The sequence below is a fragment of the Streptomyces sp. CA-146814 genome, from assembly GCF_050942385.1.
In the GTDB taxonomy this organism is placed as follows: Bacteria; Actinomycetota; Actinomycetes; order Streptomycetales; family Streptomycetaceae; genus Streptomyces.
Genome location: NZ_CP192068.1, coordinates 1,613,261 through 1,638,135, shown reverse-complemented (window position 1 = coordinate 1,638,135; position 24,875 = coordinate 1,613,261). Strand labels below are relative to the sequence as shown.

General features: G+C 71.3%; 23 protein-coding genes and 1 riboswitch. Of the genes, 18 read left to right on the top strand and 5 right to left on the bottom strand.

Annotated features, from left to right (window positions below; translation table 11 throughout):
* The first annotated feature begins 122 nt into the window (after positions 1-122).
* The gene (locus ACQP09_RS07270; protein WP_433396880.1) at positions 123-1,376 is read left to right on the top strand and encodes an Ig-like domain-containing protein; all 1,254 of its coding nucleotides are present in this window, start codon (positions 123-125) and stop codon (positions 1,374-1,376) included.
* A gap of 60 nt (positions 1,377-1,436) precedes the next feature.
* Here ACQP09_RS07270 and ACQP09_RS07265 read toward each other — a convergent pair whose 3' ends face one another.
* A complete protein-coding gene (locus tag ACQP09_RS07265; protein WP_433396878.1) occupies positions 1,437-1,838 on the bottom strand; it encodes a hypothetical protein in 402 nt (133 codons plus the stop codon).
* 187 nt (positions 1,839-2,025) lie between these two features.
* Here ACQP09_RS07265 and ctaE point away from each other — a divergent pair, with 187 nt between their 5' ends.
* From ctaE to ACQP09_RS07235, 6 genes are all read left to right on the top strand, one after another.
* A complete protein-coding gene (gene ctaE, locus ACQP09_RS07260) occupies positions 2,026-2,646 on the top strand; it encodes an aa3-type cytochrome oxidase subunit III (protein ID WP_026241469.1) in 621 nt (206 codons plus the stop codon).
* 55 nt (positions 2,647-2,701) lie between these two features.
* Positions 2,702-3,511 (top strand): cytochrome bc1 complex diheme cytochrome c subunit, encoded by an 810-nt coding sequence (qcrC, locus tag ACQP09_RS07255; RefSeq protein WP_404070342.1) that lies wholly within the window; start codon positions 2,702-2,704, stop codon positions 3,509-3,511.
* The gene (qcrA, locus tag ACQP09_RS07250; RefSeq protein ID WP_432148191.1) at positions 3,508-4,560 is read left to right on the top strand and encodes a cytochrome bc1 complex Rieske iron-sulfur subunit; all 1,053 of its coding nucleotides are present in this window, start codon (positions 3,508-3,510) and stop codon (positions 4,558-4,560) included. The genes qcrC and qcrA overlap by 4 nt, the downstream gene beginning before the upstream one ends.
* Positions 4,557-6,203: a cytochrome bc1 complex cytochrome b subunit gene (qcrB, locus tag ACQP09_RS07245; protein WP_432148190.1), complete on the top strand. Its 1,647-nt coding sequence runs from the start codon at positions 4,557-4,559 to the stop codon at positions 6,201-6,203. Before qcrA ends, qcrB begins: the two co-directional genes overlap by 4 nt.
* A gap of 122 nt (positions 6,204-6,325) precedes the next feature.
* Entirely contained in the window at positions 6,326-7,390 is a 1,065-nt protein-coding gene (trpD, locus tag ACQP09_RS07240; protein WP_433396875.1) for an anthranilate phosphoribosyltransferase, read from the top strand.
* Positions 7,391-7,465: 75 nt separating this feature from the next.
* A riboswitch (SAM riboswitch) is annotated at positions 7,466-7,583 on the top strand.
* 178 nt (positions 7,584-7,761) lie between these two features.
* Positions 7,762-9,144, top strand: coding sequence for an aminotransferase class V-fold PLP-dependent enzyme (locus ACQP09_RS07235; protein ID WP_433396873.1), 1,383 nt, complete (start codon positions 7,762-7,764; stop codon positions 9,142-9,144).
* A 55-nt stretch (positions 9,145-9,199) separates the two neighbouring features.
* On the opposite strand, the gene ACQP09_RS07230 is transcribed toward ACQP09_RS07235, so the two are convergent.
* Together ACQP09_RS07230 and ACQP09_RS07225 are read right to left on the bottom strand one after the other, a co-directional pair.
* A complete protein-coding gene (locus ACQP09_RS07230; RefSeq protein WP_003969641.1) occupies positions 9,200-9,481 on the bottom strand; it encodes an Lrp/AsnC family transcriptional regulator in 282 nt (93 codons plus the stop codon).
* Entirely contained in the window at positions 9,478-10,257 is a 780-nt protein-coding gene (locus tag ACQP09_RS07225) for a rhomboid family intramembrane serine protease (protein WP_433396871.1), read from the bottom strand. The genes ACQP09_RS07230 and ACQP09_RS07225 overlap by 4 nt, the downstream gene beginning before the upstream one ends.
* Before the next feature lie 194 nt (positions 10,258-10,451).
* On the opposite strand from ACQP09_RS07225, the gene ACQP09_RS07220 reads away from it, so the two are divergent.
* From ACQP09_RS07220 to ACQP09_RS07200, 5 genes are all read left to right on the top strand, one after another.
* Positions 10,452-10,694, top strand: a complete 243-nt coding sequence (locus ACQP09_RS07220) for a hypothetical protein (RefSeq protein WP_015608051.1) — start codon at positions 10,452-10,454, stop codon at positions 10,692-10,694.
* A 39-nt stretch (positions 10,695-10,733) separates the two neighbouring features.
* Positions 10,734-12,095: an NYN domain-containing protein gene (locus ACQP09_RS07215; RefSeq protein ID WP_433396869.1), complete on the top strand. Its 1,362-nt coding sequence runs from the start codon at positions 10,734-10,736 to the stop codon at positions 12,093-12,095.
* Between the two features lie 289 nt (positions 12,096-12,384).
* Positions 12,385-13,419 (top strand): NlpC/P60 family protein, encoded by a 1,035-nt coding sequence (locus ACQP09_RS07210; RefSeq protein WP_432148185.1) that lies wholly within the window; start codon positions 12,385-12,387, stop codon positions 13,417-13,419.
* Positions 13,420-13,713: 294 nt separating this feature from the next.
* Positions 13,714-14,742 (top strand): NlpC/P60 family protein, encoded by a 1,029-nt coding sequence (locus ACQP09_RS07205; RefSeq protein WP_433396867.1) that lies wholly within the window; start codon positions 13,714-13,716, stop codon positions 14,740-14,742.
* Positions 14,743-14,758: 16 nt separating this feature from the next.
* A complete protein-coding gene (locus tag ACQP09_RS07200; RefSeq protein WP_433396865.1) occupies positions 14,759-16,015 on the top strand; it encodes a hypothetical protein in 1,257 nt (418 codons plus the stop codon).
* Here ACQP09_RS07200 and ACQP09_RS07195 read toward each other — a convergent pair.
* Complete coding sequence (locus ACQP09_RS07195) at positions 15,991-17,232, bottom strand: glycosyltransferase 87 family protein (protein WP_433396864.1); 1,242 nt, start codon at positions 17,230-17,232, stop codon at positions 15,991-15,993. The two genes, ACQP09_RS07200 and ACQP09_RS07195, sit on opposite strands and share 25 nt — an antisense overlap.
* Positions 17,233-17,354: 122 nt before the next feature.
* Here ACQP09_RS07195 and ACQP09_RS07190 point away from each other — a divergent pair, with 122 nt between their 5' ends.
* Positions 17,355-18,497, top strand: coding sequence for a glycosyltransferase family 4 protein (locus ACQP09_RS07190; RefSeq protein ID WP_433396862.1), 1,143 nt, complete (start codon positions 17,355-17,357; stop codon positions 18,495-18,497).
* 63 nt (positions 18,498-18,560) lie between these two features.
* Here the strand turns inward: ACQP09_RS07190 and ACQP09_RS07185 are convergent, their stop codons facing one another.
* Entirely contained in the window at positions 18,561-20,357 is a 1,797-nt protein-coding gene (locus tag ACQP09_RS07185; RefSeq protein ID WP_433396860.1) for an AMP-dependent synthetase/ligase, read from the bottom strand.
* A gap of 281 nt (positions 20,358-20,638) precedes the next feature.
* On the opposite strand from ACQP09_RS07185, the gene ACQP09_RS07180 reads away from it, so the two are divergent.
* The 5 genes from ACQP09_RS07180 (at position 20,639) to ACQP09_RS07160 (ending at position 24,855) form a co-directional block, all read left to right on the top strand.
* Positions 20,639-21,448: a metallophosphoesterase family protein gene (locus ACQP09_RS07180; RefSeq protein ID WP_433396858.1), complete on the top strand. Its 810-nt coding sequence runs from the start codon at positions 20,639-20,641 to the stop codon at positions 21,446-21,448.
* Positions 21,449-21,557: 109 nt separating this feature from the next.
* Positions 21,558-22,007, top strand: coding sequence for an SRPBCC family protein (locus tag ACQP09_RS07175; protein WP_404070313.1), 450 nt, complete (start codon positions 21,558-21,560; stop codon positions 22,005-22,007).
* 5 nt (positions 22,008-22,012) lie between these two features.
* Positions 22,013-23,206: an ArsA family ATPase gene (locus ACQP09_RS07170; protein ID WP_433396856.1), complete on the top strand. Its 1,194-nt coding sequence runs from the start codon at positions 22,013-22,015 to the stop codon at positions 23,204-23,206.
* A 108-nt stretch (positions 23,207-23,314) separates the two neighbouring features.
* On the top strand, positions 23,315-23,794 hold the full coding sequence (locus ACQP09_RS07165; RefSeq protein WP_433396854.1) for a DUF5304 domain-containing protein: 480 nt from the start codon (positions 23,315-23,317) through the stop codon (positions 23,792-23,794).
* 119 nt (positions 23,795-23,913) lie between these two features.
* Positions 23,914-24,855: an ROK family glucokinase gene (locus ACQP09_RS07160; protein WP_432148176.1), complete on the top strand. Its 942-nt coding sequence runs from the start codon at positions 23,914-23,916 to the stop codon at positions 24,853-24,855.
* The last annotated feature ends 20 nt before the right edge of the window (positions 24,856-24,875 follow it).

Sequence of the window (24,875 nt, the reverse complement as noted above, 5' to 3'; positions counted from 1 at the left end):
TCCCGAGGGTGACACCGCACTACCCCACGAGGGGCCCGCGTCGCAAGGAAGCGACGCGGGCCCCTCGCTCGTTCGGAGTCATTGAACGCGCTGGATCGGATGAATCTTCTTAGCGTGATGACATGAACCACACGCCGCGCATCCGCACCGTAGTGAGCTGCACTCTGCTGGTCGTGACCCTTGGCGCGGGTGCGACCGCCTGTGGTGAGCCCGACGGACACCCGCTGTCGACGAAGCCGTACGACGCCGGGGACCAGGTCTCCTTCAACGGCCCCTCCAAGAACGAGAAGGCCGACCCCGACAAGCCGCTCGAAGTCACCGTCAAGGGCGACGACGGCCGGATCACCGACGTCAGCGCCGTCGACACCGGCGGCCGCCACCTCGCCGGCGAGCTCTCCGCCGACGGCAGGCGCTGGCGCTCCACGGCCCCGCTGGCCGCCGGCACCGGATACACCGTCAGGGTCTCCACCGAGAACGGCGACGGCGCCCCCGGCACCCGTACGCTCTCCTTCGACACCTCCTCGCCCAAGAAGCTGCTGAAGGTCGCCTTCGGCCCGCAGACGGGCACCTACGGCGTCGGACAGCCCATCACGGCGGAACTCAGCGCTCCGGTCACCGGCAAGGCCTCCCGCGCCACCGTCGAGCGCGCCCTGAAGGTCCGGTCCACCCCGGCCTCCACCGGCTCCTGGTACTGGGTCGACGACAAGAAGCTGCACTACCGGCCCAAGGAGTTCTGGCCCGCCAACGCCACCATCGAGGTCCGCTCCAACCTCACCGGCATCAAGGTGACCAACGCGCTCTACGGGGCCGAGGCCAAGCCCCTGAAGATCACCACCGGCGACCGGATCGAGGCCCTCACCGACGCCTCCACCCACACCATGACGGTCCTGCGCAACGGAGAAGTGATCAACACCATTCCGGTCACCACCGGCAAGCCCGGCTTCTCCACCCGCAACGGCGTCAAGGTGATCCTCGCCAAGGAGCAGTTCGTACGGATGCGCGGGGAGTCCATCGGCATCGCGGCCGGCTCGTCGGAGTCGTACGACCTGCCGGTCTACTGGGCCACCCGGGTGACCTGGAGCGGTGAGTACGTCCACGCCGCGCCGTGGTCCGTCGGCTCGCAGGGCAGCGCCAACGTCAGCCACGGCTGCACCGGGATGAGCACGAGCAACGCCGAGTGGTTCTTCGACACCGTGCGCCAGGGCGACATCGTGAAGGTCGTCGGCAGCGCCGGGGAGACCATGACCCCGTTCGACAACGGGTTCGGCGAGTGGAACCTCTCCTGGGAGAAGTGGCAGAAGGGCAGCGCCCTCAACGAAGGGGTGCCGGACAGCCCGCAGACGCTCCAGGCCGCCCGCCTGCGCCCGCATGTCTGACCGGACACAGCAGGAGCGCCCCGCACGGCGGGGCGCTCCTCACGGGCTCACAGGGCCCGCTCAGGCCTCCACGGCGAGCCGCGCGCGCAGCAGGGCCGCCAGCGCGTCGGCGAACTCCACCGGGTCCACCGGCAGCGTCACAGCGGCCTCGGCACGGCTCCAGGTGGCCAGCCAGGCGTCCTGCGGACGGCCGATCAGCAGGAGGACCGGGGGGCAGTGGAAGATCTCGTCCTTGATCTGACGGCAGACGCCCATGCCGCCGATCGGAGCCGTCTCGCCGTCCAGGACACAGACGTCGACCCCGCCGCCGTCCAGCGCCGCCAGGACGGCCGGAAGCGTGGCGCACTCCAGGAACGTCACCGGTGGCACGTCGGCGGCAGGCCTGCGGCCGGCTGCCAGCTTCACCTGCTCGCGGATGTTGGCGTCGTCGCTGTAGACCAGGACCGTGGCGGTCGCCTGCATTGTTCCTCCGTGACATCTGTGTCTTCGGGGCTCTCGGGGCATGAACCGATGCGCGGATCGTACTCCGGTCGACCGGCCGTCAGCACCGGTAAGGACACCGATTCGATGGGCCGTTCGGGCAGGACACACGGGACTGACACACCGAACGGCACCCCCCGGAGTGAGGGCGGGATAAGCGACCGACATAATGTCGGTCGTGGCGACAGCAACGACAGTAGAAACCGGGCACGCGCACCCGTCGGTCAATCGGCCGAACCTCACCAGCGTCGGAACCATCATCTGGTTGGCGTCCGAGCTGATGTTCTTCGCGGCCCTCTTCGCGATGTACTTCACCCTTCGATCGGTGATGGGACCCGATTACTGGAAGGAGATGGCCGGGCATCTGAACTTCCCGTTCTCGGCCACGAACACCACGATCCTGGTGCTCTCCTCACTCACCTGCCAGCTCGGCGTCTTCGCCGCCGAGCGGGGCGACGTGAAGAAGCTCCGCACCTGGTTCATCGTGACGTTCGTGATGGGCTCGATCTTCGTCGGCGGCCAGGTCCTGGAGTACGTGGAGCTGGTCAAGGAGGCGGGGCTCTCCCTCTCGTCCGACCCGTACGGCTCGGTGTTCTACCTGACCACCGGCTTCCACGGTCTGCACGTGACGGGCGGTCTCATCGCCTTCCTGCTGGTCCTCGGCAGGACGTACGCGGCCAAGAGGTTCACCCATGACCAGGCCACCGCAGCCATCGTCGTGTCCTACTACTGGCACTTCGTCGACGTGGTGTGGATCGGCCTGTTCGCAACGATCTACATGATCAAGTAACCGGGCTCGCACCCACCCACCATCGACGCAGAAGATCCTGACACCGGGGTAATCCGTGAAAAAGCTCTCCGCACGACGACGCCATCCGCTGGCGGCGGTCGTCGTACTACTCCTCGCGCTGGCGGCTACCGGGGGGCTGTACGCCGCGTTCGCGCCTGCGGGTAAGGCGCAGGCCGAAGAAACCGCCCAGTCCCTCGCCATCGACGAGGGCAAGAAGCTCTACACCGTAGGCTGCGCCAGCTGCCACGGAACCGGCGGTCAGGGCACCACCGACGGGCCGTCCCTCGTGGGCGTGGGCTCCGCCGCCGTCGACTTCCAGGTCGGTACGGGCCGTATGCCCGCGCAGCAGCCGGGCGCCCAGGTACCGAAGAAGAAGGTCATCTACACCCAGGCGGAGATCGACCAGCTCGCGGCGTACGTCGCGTCGCTCGGCGCCGGTCCGATCACGCCGACCGACAAGCAGGTCGACCCGGCCGGCGCGGACGTCGCCAAGGGTGGCGAACTGTTCCGCAACAACTGCGCCCAGTGCCACAACTTCACGGGCAAGGGCGGCGCCCTGACCAAGGGCAAGTACGCCCCGGACCTCGAAGGCGTGAGCCCGAAGCACATCTACGAGGCCATGCAGACCGGCCCGCAGAGCATGCCCTCCTTCCCGGACACGACGATGCCGGAGCAGGAGAAGAAGGACATCATCGCGTACATCCAGACCGTGAACGGTTCGGAGACGGCGAGCCCCGGTGGCCTCTCCCTCGGCGGTCTGGGTCCGGTCAGCGAAGGTCTGTTCGCCTGGATCTTCGGGCTCGGCGCTCTCATCGCAACCGCCGTCTGGGTCGCGGCCCACACCGCTAAGGCCAAGAAGTCATGAGTAGCCAACAGATTCCAGAAGACAACCTGCCCGTAGTGCAGGAGACCGCGCACGGCGCGGTGGAGGGTACGGACGACCCGTTCGCCGACCCGGGGCTGCCGGCCCACAAGCCGCGCATCCAGGACCTCGACGAACGCGCAGCGAACCGCTCGGAGCGGGCCGTCGCGTTCATGTTCGTCCTCTCGATGCTGTCGACGGTGGGCTTCATCGCCTCCTACGTCATCTTCCCGGTGGACAAGATCGTCTACATCTGGCCCTTCGGCCATGTGAGCGCGCTCAACTTCTCCCTGGGACTGACGCTCGGCTTCGCGCTCTTCTTCATCGGAGCGGGCGCCGTCCACTGGGCGCGCACCCTGATGTCCGACGTCGAGGTCGCCGCCGAACGGCACCCGATCGAGGCGCCGGCCGAGGTCAAGGCCCAGGTCCTGGCGGACTTCAAGGCCGGTGCCGAGGAGTCCGCGATCGGCCGTCGCAAGCTGATCCGCACCACCATGTTCGGCGCGCTGGCCCTGGTCCCGCTCTCCGGTGTGGTGCTGCTGCGCGACCTCGGTCCGCTCCCGGAGAAGAAGCTCCGGACCACGATGTGGGCCAAGGGCAAGCTGCTCGTCAACATGAACACGGGTGAGCCGCTGCGTCCCGAGCACGTGGCCGTGGGGTCGCTGACCTTCGCCAAGCCCGAGGGGCTCGAGGACGACGCGCACGACTTCCTGTCGCAGATCGCCAAGGCCGCCCTGATGATCGTCCGCATCGAGCCGGACGACATCAAGGACAAGCGCCAGCGCGACTGGGCCCACGAGGGCATCGTGGCCTTCTCCAAGATCTGCACCCACGTCGGCTGCCCGATCAGCCTGTACGAGCAGCAGACACACCACGTGCTCTGCCCGTGCCACCAGTCCACCTTCGACCTCTCCGACGGCGCCCGCGTCATCTTCGGTCCGGCCGGCCACGCGCTCCCGCAGCTGCGGATCGGCGTGAACAGCGAGGGCAACCTCGAGGCGCTCGGTGACTTCGACGAGCCCGTCGGCCCTTCCTTCTGGGAGCGCGGATGAGTACTGCAGCAACCAACGAGCCCGCCGACCAGGCGGGACAGCGCAAGGCACCCGCGGGCGAGCGGGTCGCCGACTGGGCGGACGGCCGGCTCGGCATCTACGGCCTGGCCAAGGCCAACATGCGCAAGATCTTCCCGGACCACTGGTCCTTCATGCTCGGTGAGGTCGCGCTCTACAGCTTCATCATCATCATCCTCACGGGTGTGTATCTGACGCTGTTCTTCCAGCCGAGCATGAACGAGATCGTCTACCACGGTCCGTACGAGCCCATGCAGGGCATCCGGATGTCGGAGGCCTACGCCTCCACGCTGAAGATCAGCTTCGAGGTCCGCGGTGGTCTGCTCGTCCGGCAGATCCACCACTGGGGCGCGCTGATCTTCCTGGCCGCCATGTTCGTGCACATGTGCCGTGTCTTCTTCACCGGTGCCTTCCGCAAGCCGCGTGAGGTCAACTGGGTCTTCGGCTTCCTGCTCTTCGTGCTGGGCATGTTCACCGGCTTCACCGGCTACTCCCTCCCGGACGACCTGCTCTCCGGTACGGGTGTCCGCTTCACCCAGGGCGCGATCCTGTCCGTGCCGATCGTCGGTACGTACATCTCGATGTTCCTGTTCGGCGGCGAGTTCCCCGGCCACGACTTCGTGGCCCGGTTCTACTCGATCCACATCCTGCTGCTGCCGGGCATCATGCTCGGGCTGCTGGTGGCCCACCTGATCCTGGTCTTCTACCACAAGCACACGCAGTTCGCGGGTCCCGGCCGGACCAACAAGAACGTCGTGGGCATGCCCCTGCTGCCGGTGTACATGGCGAAGGCCGGAGGCTTCTTCTTCCTGGTCTTCGGCATCATCGCGATCATCTCGGCCATCGCCACGATCAACCCGATCTGGGCGCTCGGCCCGTACCGCCCGGACCAGGTGTCCACCGGCGCCCAGCCCGACTGGTACATGGGCTTCGCCGAGGGTCTGGTCCGTGTCATGCCGGGCTGGGAGATCGTGTTCTGGGGTCACACGCTCAACCTGGGCGTGTTCATCCCGCTGGTCCTCTTCGGCCTGGTGCTCTCGCTGCCCGCGGTGTACCCGTTCGTCGAGTCCTGGATCACCGGGGACAAGCGCGAGCACCACATCCTGGACCGCCCGCGCAACGCCCCGACCCGTACGGCGCTCGGTGTCGCCTGGATCACGGCGTACTTCATCGGCCTCGTCGGCGGTGGTAACGACCTGTGGGCCACGCACTTCCACCTGTCGCTGAACGCCATCTCCTGGTTCGTCCGGATCTTCTTCTTCGCCGGACCGGTCATCGCGTTCATCGTCACCAAGCGGATCTGCCTCGGCCTCCAGCGCCGCGACAAGGAGAAGGTGCTGCACGGTCGCGAGACCGGCATCATCAAGCGCCTGCCGCACGGTGAGTTCGTGGAGATCCACGAGCCGCTCTCGCCCGGTCAGCTGCACACGCTCACCGCGCACGAGCAGTACAAGCCGGTCGAGCTCGGCCCCGAGGTCGACGAGAACGGCGTCAAGCGCAAGATCTCCCCGGTCCAGAAGGTGCGAGCCAAGCTCAGCAAGGGCTACTACGGCGAGAACAACCAGATCGCCAAGCCCACCGCGGAGGAGTACAAGGAGATCACTTCGGGCCACGGCCACCACTGATCTCCTGACCTGATCGCCACCGTGAGAGCCCCGTCCATCCGATGGACGGGGCTCTTCGCGGTCCCGGCGGCTGGATAGGGTGGAGCCGTATCTCTTCCGGCTGTGGACCCCTGGAGCGGACCATGAACGTTGTGACCCCGAGCGGCGGCGACAGCGTGGCGGACCGTTCCTGGCCCGGCCTGCTGAACCCCCTGCTCCGCGGCGAGAACCTCTCCACCGAGGAGACCGCCTGGGCGATGGACCGCATCATGAGCGGCGAGGCGACCGACGCGCAGATCGCCGGCTTCGCGGTCGCGCTGCGGGCCAAGGGCGAGACCGTCGAAGAGGTCACCGGTCTGGTGCGCGCGATGTACGCGCACGCCAACACCATCCATGTGCCCGGCCGCACCGTCGACATCGTCGGCACCGGCGGCGACCTCGCCAAGACGGTCAACATCTCCACCATGTCCGCGATCGTCATCGCCGGGACCGGCGCCAAGGTCGTCAAGCACGGCAACCGGGCCGCCTCGTCGGCGAGCGGCTCCTCCGACGTACTGGAGAAGCTCGGCGTCAACCTGGAGCTGACCCCGCAGCGGGTGGTCGAGGTCGCCGAGGCGGCGGGCATCACCTTCTGCTTCGCCGTCAAGTTCCACCCGGCCCTGCGGTACGCGGCCAAGGCCCGCCGGGAGCTCGGCGCGCAGACCACGTTCAACATCCTGGGCCCCCTCACCAACCCGGCCCAGGTGCGCTCCCAGGCCATCGGCGTGGCCGACGCCAGGATGGCGCCCATCGTCGCGGGCGTCCTCGCGGAGCGCGGCAACTCGGCCCTCGTCTTCCGCGGCGACGACGGGCTCGACGAGCTGACCACCACCGCCACCTCGCGGGTCTGGGTGGTCCGGGACGGCAGTGTCCGCGAGGAGCCCTTCGACCCGCGCGACGTCGGCCTCCCGCTCGTCCCCGTCGAGGCGCTGCGCGGCGCCGACGCCTCGTACAACGCCGATGTGGCCCGCCGCCTGCTGGACGGCGAGACCGGCGCGGTACGGGAGGCGGTGCTGCTCAACTCGGCGGCGGCGCTGGTCGCGCTCGACCCGGGCACCGGCACGCTGACCGAGCAGATCGCGGCGAAGATCCAGGTGGCCGCCGAAGCCGTCGACTCCGGTGCGGCCAAGCACGCGCTGGAGCGGTGGGTGGCGGCCAGCAACGTCTGAAACCGGCCAAGGGCGCAGTCCGGATGCCGGACTGCGCCCTTGCGCGTGCGCATACATATGGCAAGATGCTGCGCAGGTCATGAGTGACAGCGACTACGGCCCCGGCCCGCTGTCCGGCAACCCTCCGTCCGTGGCGGGGTGCCCCGGGTGAAGACCAGGCCGTAGGCAGCGAGGTCTGCGGCAAGCGCGGGCCCCTCGGCGTCCAGTGGACGTCAGCCCCCGGGGTCCTGGTCCCTAGGGAGCCTTCTGTGAGCAAGCGAATGCGCTAGGGCTTCATCGCCCTCCTTCAGCGCACCCTTTTCCTTCCCCCTCCCGCGCCGCCGCGTATCCGCAGGCGCGTGAGTTTCGCCTGCCTTTTACGGGAGTTCGCCATGTCTGTCTCCACCGCTGCCATCGACCCGTCGGTTTGTGCCCCGCTGCCCGTTCTGGGGCAGGATGTCACCGTTCCGCTCGTCACCGGCGGTGAAGTCACCTACGCCGCACTCGACTACGCCGCCAGCGCCCCGGCCCTCCAGCGGGTCTGGGACGACGTGGCCGCGTACGCCCCGTACTACGGCAGCGTCCACCGCGGGGCCGGATACCTCTCGCAGCTCTCCACCGACCTCTTCGAGAGCAGCCGCCGCACGGTCGCCGAGTTCCTCGGCTGCCGCGCGGAGGACCAGGTCGTCTTCACCCGCTCGACCACCGACTCCCTCAACCTGCTGGCCGCCGCGCTCCCGGCGGACTGCCAGGTCTTCGTGTACGAGACCGAGCACCACGCCTCCCTGCTGCCCTGGCGCGACGCCCAGGTCACCTACCTCAACGCGCCCCGTACGCCGGGCCAGGCGGTCGAGAGCCTGGAGCGGGCGCTGGCCGACCGCGACCCCTACGGCCCGGCCCTCGTCTGTGTCACCGGCGCCTCCAACGTGACCGGTGAGCTGTGGCCGGTGAAGGAACTGGCCGCCGCCGCCCACGCACACGGCGCCCGCATCGTCCTGGACGCCGCCCAGCTGGCCCCGCACCACCCGGTGGACATCGCCGAACTGGACGTCGACTGGGTCGCGTTCTCCGGCCACAAGCTGTACGCGCCCTTCGGCTCCGGGGTCCTCGCGGGCCGCGCCGACTGGCTCCAGGCGGCCGAACCGTACCTCGCCGGCGGCGGCGCCTCCCGCAAGGTCGCCCGGCGCGCGGACGGCGGCGTGGACGTCGACTGGCACACCACGGCCGCCCGCCACGAGGCCGGTTCGCCCAACGTGATCGGCGTCTACTCCATCGCCTCCGCCTGCAAGGCCCTCACCGAGGCGGGCTTCGACACCCTGGTCGCCCGGGAGCAGGAGCTGGTGCGCCGGGTCCGCGAAGGGCTCGCCGAGGTCCCCGAGGTCCAGGTGCTCTCGCTCTTCGGCGACGACGCGCCCCGCGTCGGCGTCATCTCCTTCGTGGTGCGCGGCTGGAACAGCTCGCACTTCGCCGCCGCGCTCTCCGCCGAGTACGGCATCGGCGTCCGCGACGGCCTCTTCTGCGCCCACCCGCTGGTCCGCACCCTCCTCGGCAGCGACCCGCAGGACCCGGGCGAGTGCGGCGCGCCGGAGGCCGAGCCGGGCGAACGCTCGCTCAACGCCATCCGGGTCAGCTTCGGCGCCGGTACGCCGGACGAGCACATCGAGCGGTTCCTGCGCGCGGTCTCCGAGCTGGTTCGCGAGGGCGCCCAGTGGAAGTACCGCACCGAGGACGGCCGTTGCGTCCCGGACCGTGGCGAGGGAGCCCGTACGGTCTGACAACACCTCGGCCGGGGACGGGCGCGCTGCCCGCCCCCGGCCGGAATACGTGGAGTTACGCGTCCAGGCCGATGGCGAACGCCGCTTCCAGGTCGTGCTGGGAGTACGTACGGAACGCCACATGCGTGTCCGTGCCCTCGACCCCCGGGATCTTGCTGATCCGGCCGGGGATGACGTCGGCGAGGTCGTCGTGGCGGGCCACCCGGACCATGGCGATCAGGTCGTAGGTGCCGGTGACGGAGAAGACCTCGCTGACACTGTCCAGCGCGGCGATGGCCTCGGCGATCTCCGGAATCCGGTCCACGCTGGTCTTGATGAGCACGATCGCGGTGATCACGGCTGTCTGTCTCCCTCGGTCGCCGTGGCTGGAACCTTCACCTTAGGGCCTTCCGCTCGGGCCCCTCCCCGATAGCGCACCCAGGCGTACAGAAACCCCGCCGCGAACCCCGCCACATGCGCCAGATACGCCACCCCCGGCCCGGCGTCCGCCGCCTGCGCCGCCGCCCACTGGAGCCCGAACCAGAAGACCAGCACGATCCAGGCGGGAAACCGCAGCGGCAGGAAGAAGAGGAACGGGAACAGGCTGGTCACCCGGGCCTTCGGGAACAGGTACAGGAACGCCCCGAGCACCGCCGAGATCGCGCCCGACGCGCCGACCAGCGTCTGCTCCGAGTCCGCGTGCACCGCCGCGTAGCAGACCAGCGCCAGGTAGCCGCACCCCACGTAGAAGAGCGCGAAGTGCACATGGCCCATGCGTTCCTCGGCCATCGCCCCGAACACGTACAGGAAGAGCAGGTTGCCCAGCAGGTGCAGCCAGCTGCCGTGCACGAACAGCGCGGTGAACGGGGTGGCCAGGGCGCGCGCCGAGCCCTCCCACAGCTCGGCCGGGATCACCCCCCACCGCTCGAAGTACCCGGCCTGCGCGGCGAGCAGTGCGTCCTGGCTGCCGTAGGAGGCGCCGCCGAATCCGGAGAGCGGGCTGATCACGAAGATCGCGCAGCACAGGGCGATCAGCCCGTACGTCACCGGCACCCCGCCCACCGTCCCGCCCGCCGCGCTGTCCCGGACCTTCCCGGCCGAGGCCCGCCAGTCGAACCGCCGTACGTCGATCATGTACAGAGCATGGCGTACCGGCGGAGAACGGGACGGAGCGCCTCGCCGTGCCGATGCCTATACGCGAGGCCGTAGGGTTACGCCAGGACTTCCGCAGTTCGACGGCGCACCGCGAGATCCTTGACGTAGGACAGGAAGCGACACGGCGGCACGCCCCGCGCGCGCTGTCGGAGACGACGAAAGAGGACGCAACGATGACGACGGTTCCCCTGCCGACCGACGGGACCCGCTGGCGCTGCACCCTGTGCGGCAATCTCACGCGCTTCGACGTGACGCGGTCCTCCAAGGTCGTGGAGTACGTGCACCTCGACCTGGCCGGTGAGTCCAGTGTCGAGGAGCGGGAGGTGGTCAGTGAGACCATCGAGTCGGTCCGCTGTCGTTGGTGCAACGCGGTGGACCAGATCGAACTGGTGGACAGGCCGGGTGCCGCCTCCTGAGGGAGCGCGCCGACAGACATATCTATGGGGTGACGGACGGTGGATCAGCCGACCAGCGGCGCCGAACCGGCCGATGCGGCCGACGGCGGTGCCGAGGCGCTCGACCGCCCGCTGCCCGAAGGCGTACGGCGGCGGGTCGTCGCCCTGGTCGCGGACGCCTTCGGCGGTCTGACCATCGCCGAACTGCCCGCCCAGTTGCGGCAGTACGCCCGGTTCACCCCGACCCGGCGGGCCAAGTTCGCCGGGAACGCGATGGCCGCCGCGCTGGAGAGCGACCCGCTCTTCCGCCAGCGCATCGGTGAGCGGCTGAGCCAGGCCCAGCCGGAGCTGGCCGGTGCGCTGGAGGCGGGTTCGCCGCCCGCCGCCGCCGACCCCGTCGATGTGGCCGCCGCCGCCTATGTGCTGCGCCCGGTCGGCTGGGTCAAGCTGGTCGAGGCGGCCGGCGAGGAGGCCCAGCGGGCCGACGCGGAGCGGGTGGACGAGGAGACGCGGCGCGAACTGCTCCAGCTGCGCGAGGAGCTGGAGCGGGCGCGCGCCCACACCCGCAGCGAGACCGAGCGGCTGCGGGCCGAGCTGGACGCGGCCCGCAAGGAGTCCGAGTCGCTCCACCGCAAGCTCCGCTCCGCGCAGAGCGAGGTCAAGCGCGGCGAGGCCGCTCTGCGCCGCTCCACCGCCGAGGCGGAGGTCCAGCGGGCCGAGGCGGCCGCCCAGCTCTCCGCCGCCGAGAGCGAGTCGCGCCGGCTCAAGCACCGGCTCGGCGAGGCCGAGGCGGCCGTGGAGGCGGGCCGCCGGGCCTCCCGCGAGGGCCGTTCGGTGGAGGACATGCGGCTGCGGCTGCTCCTGGACACCGTGCTGGACGCGGCGTCGGGGCTCCGCCGCGAGCTGGCCCTGCCCCCGGTGACGACCCGCCCGGCCGACAGCGTGGACGCGGTCGAGCCCGGCCGGATGTCGCCCAAGGACATCGCCGCCAGGGCGCTTTCGGACACCGATCCGGCCCTGCTCGACCAGCTGCTGGCGCTGCCGCAGGCCCACCTCATCGTGGACGGCTACAACGTCACCAAGACCGGCTATCCCCAGATGCCGCTGGAGAAGCAGCGGTTGCGGCTGCTGGGCGGCCTTTCGGTGCTCGCCGCGCAGACCGGCGCCGAGATGACCTGTGTCTTCGACGGCGCCGAGCTGGCCGCCCCGGTGCTGCTCGCGCCGCCGCGCGGGGTGCGGGTGCTGTTCAGCAAGGCGGGGGTCACGGCGGACGAGCTGATCCGCCAACTGGCCCGCGCGGAACCGCCGGGACGGCCCGTGGTGGTGGTCTCCACCGACCGCGAGGTGGCGGACGGGGTGGCCAAGGCCGGTGCCCGGCCGGTCGCGTCCGTCTTGCTCCTCAAGCGGCTTTCGCGCGTCTAGGTACAGTTGTACGGCATGTGTGGCATGCCGGATTTTTGGGAACGTACCGTCAAGTCCCCGCTACACGTGGTGGAGTGAGAGTAAAGAAGTGCCTGATGTGACAAGAAAAATCCTGTGAGGATTTGAACTGATCACAAGATGGTCACTAGGTTTAGCCCTCGAACCTTCGCACGGTTGATCACCCATTGGGGGTGGCGGCGAAGGAACCGCCGAATCCGTGAGTGCACGGAGCCGGGGATTCTTTCCCCCAGCCCGGTAGGCGGCTCTGAGGAAGAAGGAGCTCGCCTTCGTGGCGTCCCACCGTCGTCCCAAGCAGCCGAGCCGCGCCCGTGTGACCGTGCTCACCGCGACCGCCGCCGCGGCTGTGGCCCTGACCTCCCAGGCCGCCCACGCCGACCCCAAGCCGACCAAGGACGAGGTCAAGGCGGAGGTCGACAAGCTCTACCACGAGGCCGAGGCCGCCACCGAGAAGTACAACGGGGCCAAGGAGCAGCAGGACAAGCTGAAGAAGCAGGTCGACGCGCTGCAGGACAAGGTCGCCCGCGGCCAGGACGAGCTCAACACCCTGCGTGGCGAGTTGGGTTCGATCGCCACCGCGCAGTACCGCTCCGGCGGCATCGACCCCTCGGTCGCCCTCTTCCTCGCCTCGGACCCGGACAGCTTCCTCGACCAGGCCTCCGCGCTCGACCAGCTGACGGTCAAGCAGACGGAGTCGCTGCAGAAGATCCAGGCCAAGCAGCGCACCCTCGCCCAGCAGCGCAAGGAGGCCCAGGACAAGCTCGGCGACCTCGCCGACGTCCGCAAGCAGCTCGGCGAGAACAAGAAGAAGTACCAGGGCAAGCTGGCCGACGCGCAGCGCCTCCTCAACAGCCTGACCGCCGCCGAGCGCGCGAAGATCCAGGAGGAGGAGGCGGAGAAGGACCGCGCCAGCCGCGCCACCAGCGAGCGCGTCGAACTCGGCAACGAGGCCCCCGCGTCGGGCCGTGGAGCCGCCGCCCTCAGCGCCGCCGCCACCCAGCTCGGCAAGCCGTACGTCTCCGGCGGCTCGGGCCCCAACTCGTACGACTGCTCCGGGCTGACCCAGTGGGCCTTCGCCCAGGCCGGTGTCGGCATCTCCCGGACCACGTACACCCAGCAGAACGACGGCACGAAGATCGGCCGCAGCGAGCTCAGGCCCGGCGACCTGGTCTTCTTCAACGGCCTGTCGCACGTCGGCTTCTACGCCGGTAACAACCAGATCCTGCACGCCCCGAAGCCGGGCACCGTCGTCCGCTACGAGTCGATGGACTACATGGGCACCTTCCAGTTCGGCGTCCGCATCTGACGCGTCCGCACGGACGCTTCCGACGCGTACACATCTGACGCGTCCGAACCGACGCCGCGCCCGCCCGGAGCGACGCCCGAACGAGGGAATCGCCCCACCCCGCACTGACGCCCTGCCCCGCCCGGAGACCGAGGTCACCGGCGGGGCAGCGCCGTTTCGACGCCTCTTCCGCCACCGCCGAGGTCTTTGGCCGCCCGGTGGTCGTCCGATTACTGTCTGGCTGCTGCGCGGCTCCCGGTACGGACCCGCGCGTTCCTGCGTCAACTGCGTCAGCGGAAGGAAGTGCGGCTTCCTGTGGTGTCCCATCGCCGTCCCACCCAGTCCGGCCTCCATCGGAGCGTCCGCGTCACGGTCGTCTCGGCGGCCGCCGCCACCGCGGCCGCCACCCTGACCGGAGCCCCGGCGAGCGCCGACCCCCAGGACACCCGCGCGAGCGCCAAGGCGGCCGTCGACCGGCTCTACGGCGAGGCCGAGCAGGCCACCGAGCTCTACAACGAGGCCGGCGAGCGGGTGGAGCGGCTGCGCGGCGAGGCGGACCGGGCCCAGGACGCGACCGCCCGCGGCCAGGAGGCCATCAACCGGATGCGGAACTCGCTCGGTGCGATGGCGGGCGCCCAGTACCGCACCGGCTCGATCGACCCGGCCCTCGCGCTGCTGCTCTCCTCCGACCCGGACACCTACCTGGAGCGGGCCGCGGCGCTCGACCGGGCCGGGGTGCGCCAGGCGCTGACCCTGGACAAGCTCCGGCACGCCCAGCGCAAGGTGGCCCAGACCCGCGCCGAGGCCGGCCGCGCCCTCGCCGGGCTGGAGCGCGACCGGGCCGCCGTCACCCGCCACAAGCGGACCGTCGAAGCCAAGCTCCGCCAGGCCCGGCAGCTGCTGAACTCGCTGCCGGCCCAGGACCGCGCCGCCTTCGACCGCGCCTCCCGCTCCGGCCGCGACGCCGCCCCCGACCTCTCCGGTGTCGCGCCCGGCTCGGCCCGCGGGATGTCGGCCGTCGCCGCCGTTCGCCAGGCGCTCGGCAAGCCGTACGTGTGGGGCGCCAACGGGCCCTCCGGCTTCGACTGCTCCGGCCTCATGCAGTGGGCCTACGGCCAGGCCGGGGTGAGCCTGCCGCGCACCTCGCAGGCCCAGCGGTACGCCGGCCGCATGGTCCCGCTCTCCCAGGCCCAGCCCGGCGACTTGGTCGCCTACCGCGCCGACGCCAGCCACATCGGCATGTACGTCGGCAACGGCCAGGTCATCCACGCCCCGTACCCGGGCGCCGCGATCCGCTACGACCCCGTCGGCATGATGCCGGTCTCCTCGGTCACCCGGATCTGACCGTACGATCGGCAGGGTGGCCGTAGGAGTACGTGGTGCGCGAGGGGGACGACCCCGGTCTCCTCGGCGTGCGGCGGGCGTGGTGCTCGCCGCCCTGCTGACCGCCTCCGGCTGTGTGGCCCCGGCCGATGCCGACACCTCGCTCACCGTCCGGGAGATCGACGCCACCCTGGAGCGCCGGGCCGCCGCCGTCCTCGCCCGGGACCCGGCGGGCTACCTCGACGCGCTGGCCCCCGACGCCGTGAAGCTGCGGGCCGTCCAGCGCACCGAGTTCGCCAACCTCGCCGACGTACCGCTGAACTCCTGGTCGTATGAGGTGAAGGGCATCACCGCGGAGGACGGCGACTGGGCCACCGCCGAGGTGGAGCTGCGCTACCGGATCGACGGGTATGACACCGCGCCCGTCGCCACCCGCCGCACCCTGGAGCTGATGCGCGACGGCGAGAAGTGGTACGTCAGCGCCGACCGGCCCGCCAAGGGCGCCTCCGAACAGCTCTGGCACCAGGGGGAGGTGGAGGTCGTGCGGGGCGCCCACAGCCTCGTCCTGGGCGTCGGGCGGCCGCAGGAGGAGCTGCGCCAGGTCGCGGACACCGTGGACCTCGCCGTACCGGCCGTCTCCGACGCCTGGCCGGGGTCCTGGGCGCGCCGGGTGGTCGTCCTCGTCCCGGACTCCACGGAGTCCATGGCGGACCTGCTGGGCTCGCCGGAGACCAGCTACCGGGGCATCGCCGCCGTCACCACCGGCGAGGCCGGCGCCGCCGGGGAGCGGCCGGCGCTCGCGGACCGGGTGATCGTCAACCCGCAGGCGTACGCCACGCTCGGCAGCTTCGGCCAGCGCGTCGTCCTGACCCATGAGACGGTCCATGTCGCCACCCGGACCAGCACCTCCACGGCCACGCCGGTCTGGCTCTCCGAAGGGTTCGCCGACTGGGCCGCCTACCGGGGCGAGGACCGCACGCCCGACCTCATCGCCCCCGAGCTGACCGGCGCGGTCCGGGCCGGTGAGCTACCCGCCGAACTCCCCGTCGACCAGGACTTCGGCTTCGACGGCGACCCGGCCAAGCTGTCCCGGGCCTACGAGAGCGCCTGGATGGCCTGCGAGCTCATCGCCGAGCGGTGGGGCCAGGAGAAGCTCACCGCCTTCTACGCGGCGGTCGGCGCCCATCCCGGGCGGGACGGGGCGGTGGAGCAGGCGCTGGGGTCGGTGCTCGCCACGACGCCGGAGCAGTTCACCGCCGACTGGCGCGACTACCTGAGCACCCGGCTCGGCTGATCCCCGCCGACCGGAGGCAGACCGGCCACCGCCCTCGGCACCGTCTCCCGCCACAGCCGCCGCGCGGCCGTCACCGAGGCCGCCACCAGCAGCCCGTTCCGTACGACGAGGAGCGCCACGCCCCACGCGTCGCTCGCCACCACCTCGGCGAAGTACACCGGGAACTCCAGCACCGTCACTCCGGCCGCCACCAGCACCAGTACGGCGGGCCGCACCATTCCGCCGTTCCGGAAGGCGAGGCAGACGGCAGCGAGTCCGACCAGCCACACCATGTACTGCGGGCTGATCACCCGGCTCGTCGTGGTGAACAGCAGCACCGCCGTGAACGCGGCCTGCGCCGGGGTGTGCGCGGCGAACGTCCGGGCCCGCAGCCGCCACACCAGCAGCCAGCCCAGCGCGAGCACGGCCAGCCCCAGCGCGAGCGTCGAGACCAGCTCCACCTGCGGGCCGAGGAACTCCATCGAGCCGTAGTGCAGCTCCACCCGCCCCTCCCAGCCGACCTGGCGCGCGAGGTGGAAGTACAGCGCGCCCAGCGACTCGATCTCCAGGCCCCGGTCCCGCTGGAACGCCAGGAACGCGTACGCCCCCGGCATCCACAGCGCGAACCCCACCGCCAGACCGGCCCCCGTCAGCACCGCCACCGACCAGGCCGCCCGGGTCGGCCGCCCCCGCCGGACCCCGATCAGCACCAGCGCCGGCCACACCTTCAGCAGCGCCCCGAACGCGGCCAGCGCGCCCAGCACCTTCGGGTGGCGCACCCCGGCCAGCAGCGCCGCCACCGCGACCGCCGTCACCATCAGGTCGTACCGCGCGTACACCGTCGGCCCCAGCAGCGGCACCCCCACGATCCACACCCACGTGCCCGCCGCCCTTATCCCCGGCCGCCGCCCCGCGTACAGCAGCAGGCCGAAGACCAGCGCGTCGCAGAGCAGCACGAGGACGTAGAAGGCGCTGGCGTACTCCCAGAAGGGCAGCAGGGAGGGGGAGAGGATGGCGAGGGCGGCGCCGGGCGGGTACTGCCAGGTGACGTCGTCCAGCGGGTACGTGCCGGTCAGCAGCGTCTCGTACCAGCCCCGGTAGATCACCGACACGTCCACCGTGACATCGAGGGTGCCCAGGGTGAGCACCCCGAACACCCAGAGCAGCAGCGCCGCCCGGGTCACCGCCCAGGCCGCGCACGGCAGGAGCCCCGCGCCCTTGGATGTCCGGCCTGTCATCCGGATGCCCGCCCTGTCATCGCCGCCGCCCTGGATCGTCCCGGCTCCCGTTCGGCGGCCCATGATGCCGGGGGGTGAGGGCGTGGACGGTGAGGCGCGGCCGTTCGGTACTGTCAGCCGCGATGGACAAGACCTTGATCGTGACCAACGACTTCCCGCCCCGCCCCGGTGGCATCCAGGCGTTCCTGCACAACATGGCGCTCCGCCTGGACCCCGACCGGGTCGTCGTCTACGCCTCCACCTGGAAACGCGGCGATGAGGGTACGGCGGCCACCGCCGCCTTCGACGCCGAGCAGCCGTTCACCGTGGTCCGCGACCGGACGACGATGCTGCTGCCGACCCCGCGCGTCACCCGGCGGGCCACCGACCTGCTGCGGGAACACGGCTGCACCTCCGTCTGGTTCGGCGCCGCCGCCCCGCTCGGCCTGATGGCCCCGGCGCTGCGCCGCGCGGGCGCGAAGCGGCTGGTGGCCACCACCCACGGCCACGAGGCCGGCTGGGCCCAGCTGCCCGCCTCCCGGCAGCTGCTCCGGAGGATCGGCGAGTCCACGGACACGATCACCTATCTGGGGGAGTACACGCGCTCCCGGATCGCCGAGGCCCTCACTCCGGACGCGGCCGCCCGCATGGTGCAACTGCCGCCGGGCGTCGACGAGAAGACCTTCCACCCGGCCTCCGGCGGTGACCAGGTCCGGGCCCGCCTCGGCCTGACCGACCGGCCGGTGATCGTCTGCGTCTCCCGTCTGGTCCCGCGCAAGGGCCAGGACACGCTGATCCTGGCCATGCCCGCGATCCTGGCGCAGATCCCGGACGCGGTGCTGCTGATCGTCGGCGGCGGCCCGTACGCCAAGGAGCTGGAGCGGCTCGCGGCGGAGACCGGGGTGGCGGGCTCGGTGCGGTTCACCGGGTCGGTGCCGTGGGCGGAGCTGCCCGCGCACTACGGGGCGGGGGACGTCTTCGCCATGCCGTGCCGGACCCGGCGGCGGGGGCTCGACGTGGAGGGGCTCGGGATCGTCTACCTGGAGGCGTCCGCGACCGGGCTGCCGGTGGTGGCCGGGGACTCGGGCGGCGCCCCGGACGCGGTACTCGACGGCGAGACCGGGTGGGTGGTGCGCGGCGGTAGTACCGAGGAAGCGGCGGACCGGATCGTGACGCTGCTCGGGGACGCGGAGCTGCGGCAGCGGATGGGGGAGCGGGGGCGGGCCTGGGTCGAGGAGAAGTGGCGCTGGGACCTGCTGGCGGAGAAGCTCAAGACGCTGCTGTGAGTACGCGGAAGGGGCCCGCGCCTGACGATTCAGGTGCGGGCCCCTTCGTACGCGTAACACCGCTCAGGCGCGGTAGATCGACTCCACCTCGTCCGCGAAGTCCTTCGCCACCACGTTCCGCTTCAGCTTCAGCGACGGCGTGATGTGGCCCGCCTCCTCGGTGAACTGGGCGGGCAGGATCCGGAACTTGCGTACGGACTCGGCCTTGGAGACCGCCGCGTTCCCGTCGTCCACCGCCCGCTGCACCTCGGCCAGCAGCTCCGGGTCCTCGCGCAGCGACAGGGCCGTCGAACCGGCCGGCTTGCCGTGCTCCTCGGCCCAGCGGCCCAGGAAGTCCTCGTCCAGCGTGACCAGCGCACCGACGAACGGGCGGCCGTCGCCGACCACCATGCACTCGGCGACCAGCGCGTGGGCGCGGATACGGTCCTCGATCACCGCCGGGGCGACGTTCTTGCCGCCCGCCGTGACGATGATCTCCTTCTTGCGGCCGGTGATCGCGAGGTAGCCGTCCTCGTCGAGCGTGCCGATGTCCCCGGTGTGGAACCAGCCGTCGGCCAGCGCCTCGGCGGAGGCCGCCTCGTTCTTCCAGTACCCGGTGAACAGGTGCTCGCCGTGGAGCAGCACCTCGCCGTCGTCCGCGATCCGGACCACCGAGCCGGGCAGCGGCTGGCCGACCGTACCGATCTTCTGCCGGTCCCACGGGTTGAACGCGGTCGCCGCACAGCTCTCGGTGAGGCCGTAGCCCTCCAGGACCGTGAAGCCGATGCCTCGGTAGAAGTGGCCGAGCCGCTCACCGAGCGGGGCGCCGCCGGAGATCGCGAACTCGCCCTTGCCGCCCAGGACGTTGCGCAGCTTCCCGAAGACCAGCTTGTCGAAGAGCTTGTGCTTGAGCTTCAGCCCGAGGGAGGGGCCCTGCGGAGTGGACAGCGCCCGGCTGTAGGCGATCGCCGTGTCGGCGGCCCGGTCGAAGATCTTGCCCTTGCCGTCCGCCTGCGCCTTGGCGCGCGCCGCGTTGTAGACCTTCTCGAAGACGCGCGGCACACCGAGGATCAGCGTCGGCCGGAACGAGGCCAGCTCATCGGTGAGGTTCTTGATGTCGGGGACGCAGCCGAGCCGGATCGGGGCCATCACCGAGGCCACCTCGACCATCCGGCCGAAGACGTGCGCCGCCGGCAGGAACAGCAGCACCGAGCACTCGCCCGTACGGAACAGCGGCTTCAGCCGCTCCACCACGTTGCCGCACTCCGCGAAGAAGCTGCGGTGGGTGAGCACACAGCCCTTGGGGCGGCCGGTCGTGCCGGAGGTGTAGACGATGGTCGCCGGGTCGTCCGCCTTGGCGCTGACCATCCGCAGGTCCATGGTCTCGTCGGAGACCTCGGCGCCCGCCTCGCCCAGGGCCTTCACCGCGCCCGCCTCGATCTGCCAGACGTGCGCGAGATCCGGCAGCCCCTCCCGTACGGAGGCCACCGCCGCCGCGTGCGCGTCGCTCTCCACGAACACCGCCACCGCGCCGGAGTCGCTGAGGATCCACTGCACCTGCTCGGCGGAGCTGGTCTCGTACACCGGCACGGTCACCCCGCCCGCGCTCCAGATCGCGAAGTCCAGCAGCACCCACTCGTACCGGGTGCGCGACATCAGGGCGACCCGGTCGCCGGGCTGCACGCCCGAGGCGATCAGCCCTTTGGCGGCGGTGCGCACCTCGGCCAGGAACTGGGTGGCGGTGACATCGGACCACGCACCGGCCACCTTGCGGCTCATCACCGCAACTTCGGGATGCTGAGCGGCGTTGCGGCGGATCAGATCCGTCAGATTGCCGTCCGTCGGGACCTCGTACAGGGCCGGAAGGCTGAACTCGCGCAAGACTGCTGCTCCTCATCGGGCTCCGGTGCCACGGCTCTGTGTGACGCACCGGCTGCGGTCCAAGAATGGCGGGTGCTCAGTGGGGTGAGCACGACTGGACTGCCCGGACGTTACCCACCGGTACTGGGTTCCCGATAGGGGGTTCCGGCCAGATGTCTTATGCATCACACAGGTAAATGGCCCTTTTCGCGCACACTAGTCCACCGGCCCGACGACTCGAAAGTAACCGCAGGTCCGGCCGGATCTACCCGCACGCGGGCGGCCGTCCTAGGGTGATCCGTATGCGAGGCAGCGAAGCGGACGGGCCGGCGGCGGGCGCACGCCGCTCCACCCGGATCCACGTGGTCAGCGATGTGCACGGCAACGCCGAGGCCCTGGCCCGCGCGGGGGAGGGGGCCGACGCCCTGATCTGCCTCGGTGACCTGGTGCTTTTCCTCGACTACGCCGACCACTCGCGCGGTATCTTCCCCGCCCTCTTCGGCAAGGAGAACGCCACCCGCATCGTCGAGCTGCGCACCGCCCGCCGCTACGAGGAGGCCCGCGCCTTCGGCCGCGAGCTGTGGGCGGGCCGCGACCGCTTCACCGAGATCATCGGCGCCGTACGCACGCAGTACGCCGAACTCTTCGCCGCCTTCCCCACCCCGACGTACGCCACCTACGGCAACGTCGACGTCCCCGACCTGTGGCCCGAGTACGCCCGCCCCGGCACCACCGTGCTGGACGGGGAGCGGGTGGAGATCGGCGGCCGGGTCTTCGGCTTCGTCGGCGGCGGCCTCAGGACCCCGATGAACACCCCGTACGAGATCAGTGACGAGGAGTACGCCGCCAAGGTCGAAGCGCTCGGCCCGGTCGACGTGCTCTGCTCGCACATCCCGCCCGAGGTCCCGGAGCTGACGTACGACACCGTCGCCCGCCGCTTCGAACGCGGCTCCACCGCCCTGCTGGAAGCCATCCGCACCACCCGTCCCCGGTACGCGCTTTTCGGCCATGTTCACCAGCCGTTGGTCCGCAGGATGCGGATCGGTACCACCGAGTGCGTCAACGTCGGCCACTTCGCCTCCACCGGCACGCCCTGGGCGCTGACCTGGTGACCGGAAGGGCCCGGGGCGTGGACCGGAGCGCGGCGGGCACGCGATAGCCTGCACAGCGGCAGGCTTCTGCCGAACGCGACCGGTAACACCGCACTGGAGGGCCACGGCGATGGCTGAACACACCAGCTCGAGCATCACGATCGAGGCGGCACCGGCCGACGTCATGGCGGTGATCGCCGACTTCGCCCGCTACCCGGAGTGGACCGGCGAGGTCAAGGAGGCCGAGGTCCTGGCGGTGAACGACCAGGGCCGCGCCGAGCAGGTCCGCCTCGTCCTGGACGCCGGAGCCATCAAGGACGACCACGTCCTGCAGTACACCTGGCTCGGCGACAAGGAAGTCAGCTGGACCCTGGTCAAGTCCCAGATGCTGCGCTCGCTGGACGGCACGTACGCCCTCGCGTCGATGGCCGGCGGCGTCCGCACCGAGGTCACCTACAAGCTCGCCGTGGACGTCAAGATCCCGCTCCTGGGCATGATCAAGCGCAAGGCCGAGAAGGTCATCATCGACCGCGCGCTCGCCGGTCTGAAGAAGCGCGTCGAGTCCGTCCCGCAGGGCTGAGAGCCATGCGTACGGTCCTGGCCACCGGTCCCGGCGGCGCGGGCCGTACCACCCTCGCCGCGGCGACCGCGCTGGCCGCCGCCGCGCACGGCCACCGCACCCTCCTGGTCTCCGCCGAGCCGATACCCGGCATCCCCGCGGGCCCCGAGCCCACCGCCGTCACCGACCGCCTCGACCACGCCCGGATCGACTCCGGCGCCCACTTCCGCGCCGAACTCACCGAGCTCCAGGAGCGCGCATCCGGCGTCCTGGACCTGCTCGGCGCCGGACGCCTGGACGGCGAGGAGCTCACCGAACTCCCCGGCGCCCCGCAGCTCGCCCTCCTCCACACCCTGCACCGGGCCGCCGCCGGCGACTGGTCCACCGCCGGCTACGACACCCTCGTCGTCGACCTCCCGCCGCTCACCGAGGCCCTCGCGCTGCTGGCCCTGCCCGAGCAGCTCCGCCGCTACCTGCGCCGCCTGCTCCCCGCCGAACGCCAGGCCGCCCGCGCCCTGCGCCCGGTCCTCGCCCAGCTCGCCGGGGTCCCGATGCCCGCGCAGTGGCTGTACGAGGCCGCCGCCCGCAAGGACGAGGAGCTGGCCGCCGTCCAGGCCCTGGTCGAGGACGGCGCCACCACGCTCCGCCTGGTCGCCGAGCCCGGGCCCGCCGCCGAGGACGCCCTGCGCACCGCCCGCACCGGCCTCGCCCTGTACGGGCTCCGCGCCGACCTGCTGGTGGCCAACCGGGTCCTGCCGCGCCACTCCTCCGACCCCTGGTTCGCCGATCTCGCCGCCCGGCAGGAGAAGTGCCTGGGCCACTGGCACGAGGAGTGGGCCCCGCACGTCCCGGTCCACGAGGCCGCGCACCTGGGCCGCGACCCGCGCTCCGCCGACGACCTGGCCGCGCTCGCCGTCCCCGCGCCGGACGAGCGCGCGCCGGGCCGGGCGGACGACCCGTGGTGGATCGAGGAGGAGCCGGGCGAGGAGGGCGGCCCGTCCGTGCTGGCCTGGTGCCTGCCGCTGCCCGGCGCGGTGAAGCAGGACCTGCGCCTGGTCCGTCGCGGCGAGGAACTGCTCCTGACCGTGGGCCCGTTCCACCGGATCCTCAAGGTCGCCTCGGCCCTGCGCCGCTGCACGGTCTCCGGCGCGGCCCTGACCGACGGCGTCCTGCGGGTCCGCTTCACCCCGGACCCGGCGCTCTGGCCGCGTACCCCGTGACCCGTACCTCCTGAACGGTCCGCGGCCATTCGGGTAACGTCGGTGGTACGAGTTCGAGCCCGGCCGGCCGGCGCCGGCTGCCTCCACCCCGCGTCGCAGGAGTCCGCCATGAGTGAAGCCACCGATCGTCCCGTCGACGGCGACGCGTGGGCCGACGCCTGCGCCGAGGACCTCGCGGAGGAGAAGGCCCGCCGCCGCGCCCAGTACGGCCCGCAGCCCGGCTCCGCCGCCGAGGAGCTGCGCAAGCTGGTCGACGCGGTCGCCGACAAGGTCTCCTCGCTCCAGTCGCCGCTGCTCGGCGTCGCCGCCCAGGGCGCGGTCCAGCAGGCCATCCGGCAGGCACGGTCCGCCGTGGAGCCGGTCATCGAGCGCAACCCGCAGGTCTTCGACCACCTCGCCGCCGCCGGGAACGAGCTGCTCGCCGCCTACCGCTCGGCGGTGGAGGGCCAGGAGAGCCGCTGGACCCGCACCGCCGCCGACCCCGCCAAGCCCGCCCCCGCCGAGAAGGCCGCCGACGACCCGTCCGATCCGCGTGACGAAGGCCGCGACGAAGGCCCCTCCGGCACCGAACGCATCGACCTGGACTGACCGGACGGGCCGGCCGGCCGCGCGCTCCACATCGGCCGGGACCGACCGGTCCCGGCCGGGCCGGGCGCTGCCTCGGGTACGGTTGCCCTTAGCGGGGCTCGACCGAAACTGAGGGATTCATGGGACTCACCATCGGCGTCGATATCGGCGGCACGAAGATCGCGGCTGGAGTGGTCGACGAAGAGGGCCGGATCCTCTCGACGTTCAAGGTGGCGACCCCGCCGACGGCCGAAGGCATCGTCGACGCGATCTGCGCGGCGGTGGCCGGGGCGAGCGAGGGTCACGACGTGGAGGCCGTCGGCATCGGCGCCGCCGGTTACGTCGACGACAAGCGCGCCACCGTGCTCTTCGCACCCAACATCAACTGGCGCCACGAGCCGCTCAAGGACAAGGTCGAGCAGCGCGTCGGCCTGCCCGTCGTCGTCGAGAACGACGCCAACGCGGCCGCCTGGGGCGAGTACCGCTTCGGCGCCGGCCAGGGCCACGACGACGTCATCTGCATCACGCTCGGCACCGGCCTCGGCGGCGGCATCATCATCGGCAACAAGCTGCGCCGCGGACGCTTCGGCGTGGCCGCCGAGTTCGGCCACATCCGGGTCGTCCCGGACGGCCTGCTCTGCGGCTGCGGCAGCCAGGGCTGCTGGGAGCAGTACGCCTCCGGCCGCGCCCTGGTGCGGTACGCGAAGCAGCGCGCCAACGCCACCCCCGAGAACGCGGCCATACTGCTCGGCCTCGGCGACGGCACGGTGGACGGCATCGAGGGCAAGCACATCAGCGAGGCCGCCCGCCAGGGCGACCCGGTCGCGGTCGACTCGTTCCGTGAGCTGGCCCGCTGGGCCGGCGCCGGACTGGCCGACCTCGCCTCGCTGTTCGACCCGTCCGCGTTCATCGTCGGCGGCGGCGTCTCGGACGAGGGCGAGCTGGTCCTCGGCCCGATCCGCAAGTCGTTCCGGCGCTGGCTGATCGGCGGCGAGTGGCGCCCGCACGCGCAGGTGCTCGCCGCCCAACTCGGCGGCAAGGCAGGCCTCGTGGGCGCGGCCGACCTGGCCCGCCAAGGCTAGTCACCCGGCCCGTACGACGC

Bases quoted from the DNA above. Each gene is read 5' to 3' on its own strand.
- ACQP09_RS07270 (WP_433396880.1), top strand. From the start codon at position 123: ATGAACCACACGCCGCGCATCCGCACCGTAGTGAGCTGCACTCTGCTG.
- ACQP09_RS07265 (WP_433396878.1), bottom strand. From the start codon at position 1,838: ATGCAGGCGACCGCCACGGTCCTGGTCTACAGCGACGACGCCAACATC.
- ctaE (WP_026241469.1), top strand. From the start codon at position 2,026: ATGTCGGTCGTGGCGACAGCAACGACAGTAGAAACCGGGCACGCGCAC.
- qcrA (WP_432148191.1), top strand. From the start codon at position 3,508: ATGAGTAGCCAACAGATTCCAGAAGACAACCTGCCCGTAGTGCAGGAG.
- qcrB (WP_432148190.1), top strand. From the start codon at position 4,557: ATGAGTACTGCAGCAACCAACGAGCCCGCCGACCAGGCGGGACAGCGC.
- trpD (WP_433396875.1), top strand. From the start codon at position 6,326: ATGAACGTTGTGACCCCGAGCGGCGGCGACAGCGTGGCGGACCGTTCC.
- ACQP09_RS07235 (WP_433396873.1), top strand. From the start codon at position 7,762: ATGTCTGTCTCCACCGCTGCCATCGACCCGTCGGTTTGTGCCCCGCTG.
- ACQP09_RS07225 (WP_433396871.1), bottom strand. From the start codon at position 10,257: ATGATCGACGTACGGCGGTTCGACTGGCGGGCCTCGGCCGGGAAGGTC.
- ACQP09_RS07220 (WP_015608051.1), top strand. From the start codon at position 10,452: ATGACGACGGTTCCCCTGCCGACCGACGGGACCCGCTGGCGCTGCACC.
- ACQP09_RS07195 (WP_433396864.1), bottom strand. From the start codon at position 17,232: ATGACAGGCCGGACATCCAAGGGCGCGGGGCTCCTGCCGTGCGCGGCC.
- ACQP09_RS07190 (WP_433396862.1), top strand. From the start codon at position 17,355: ATGGACAAGACCTTGATCGTGACCAACGACTTCCCGCCCCGCCCCGGT.
- ACQP09_RS07180 (WP_433396858.1), top strand. From the start codon at position 20,639: ATGCGAGGCAGCGAAGCGGACGGGCCGGCGGCGGGCGCACGCCGCTCC.
- ACQP09_RS07175 (WP_404070313.1), top strand. From the start codon at position 21,558: ATGGCTGAACACACCAGCTCGAGCATCACGATCGAGGCGGCACCGGCC.
- ACQP09_RS07170 (WP_433396856.1), top strand. From the start codon at position 22,013: ATGCGTACGGTCCTGGCCACCGGTCCCGGCGGCGCGGGCCGTACCACC.
- ACQP09_RS07165 (WP_433396854.1), top strand. From the start codon at position 23,315: ATGAGTGAAGCCACCGATCGTCCCGTCGACGGCGACGCGTGGGCCGAC.
- ACQP09_RS07160 (WP_432148176.1), top strand. From the start codon at position 23,914: ATGGGACTCACCATCGGCGTCGATATCGGCGGCACGAAGATCGCGGCT.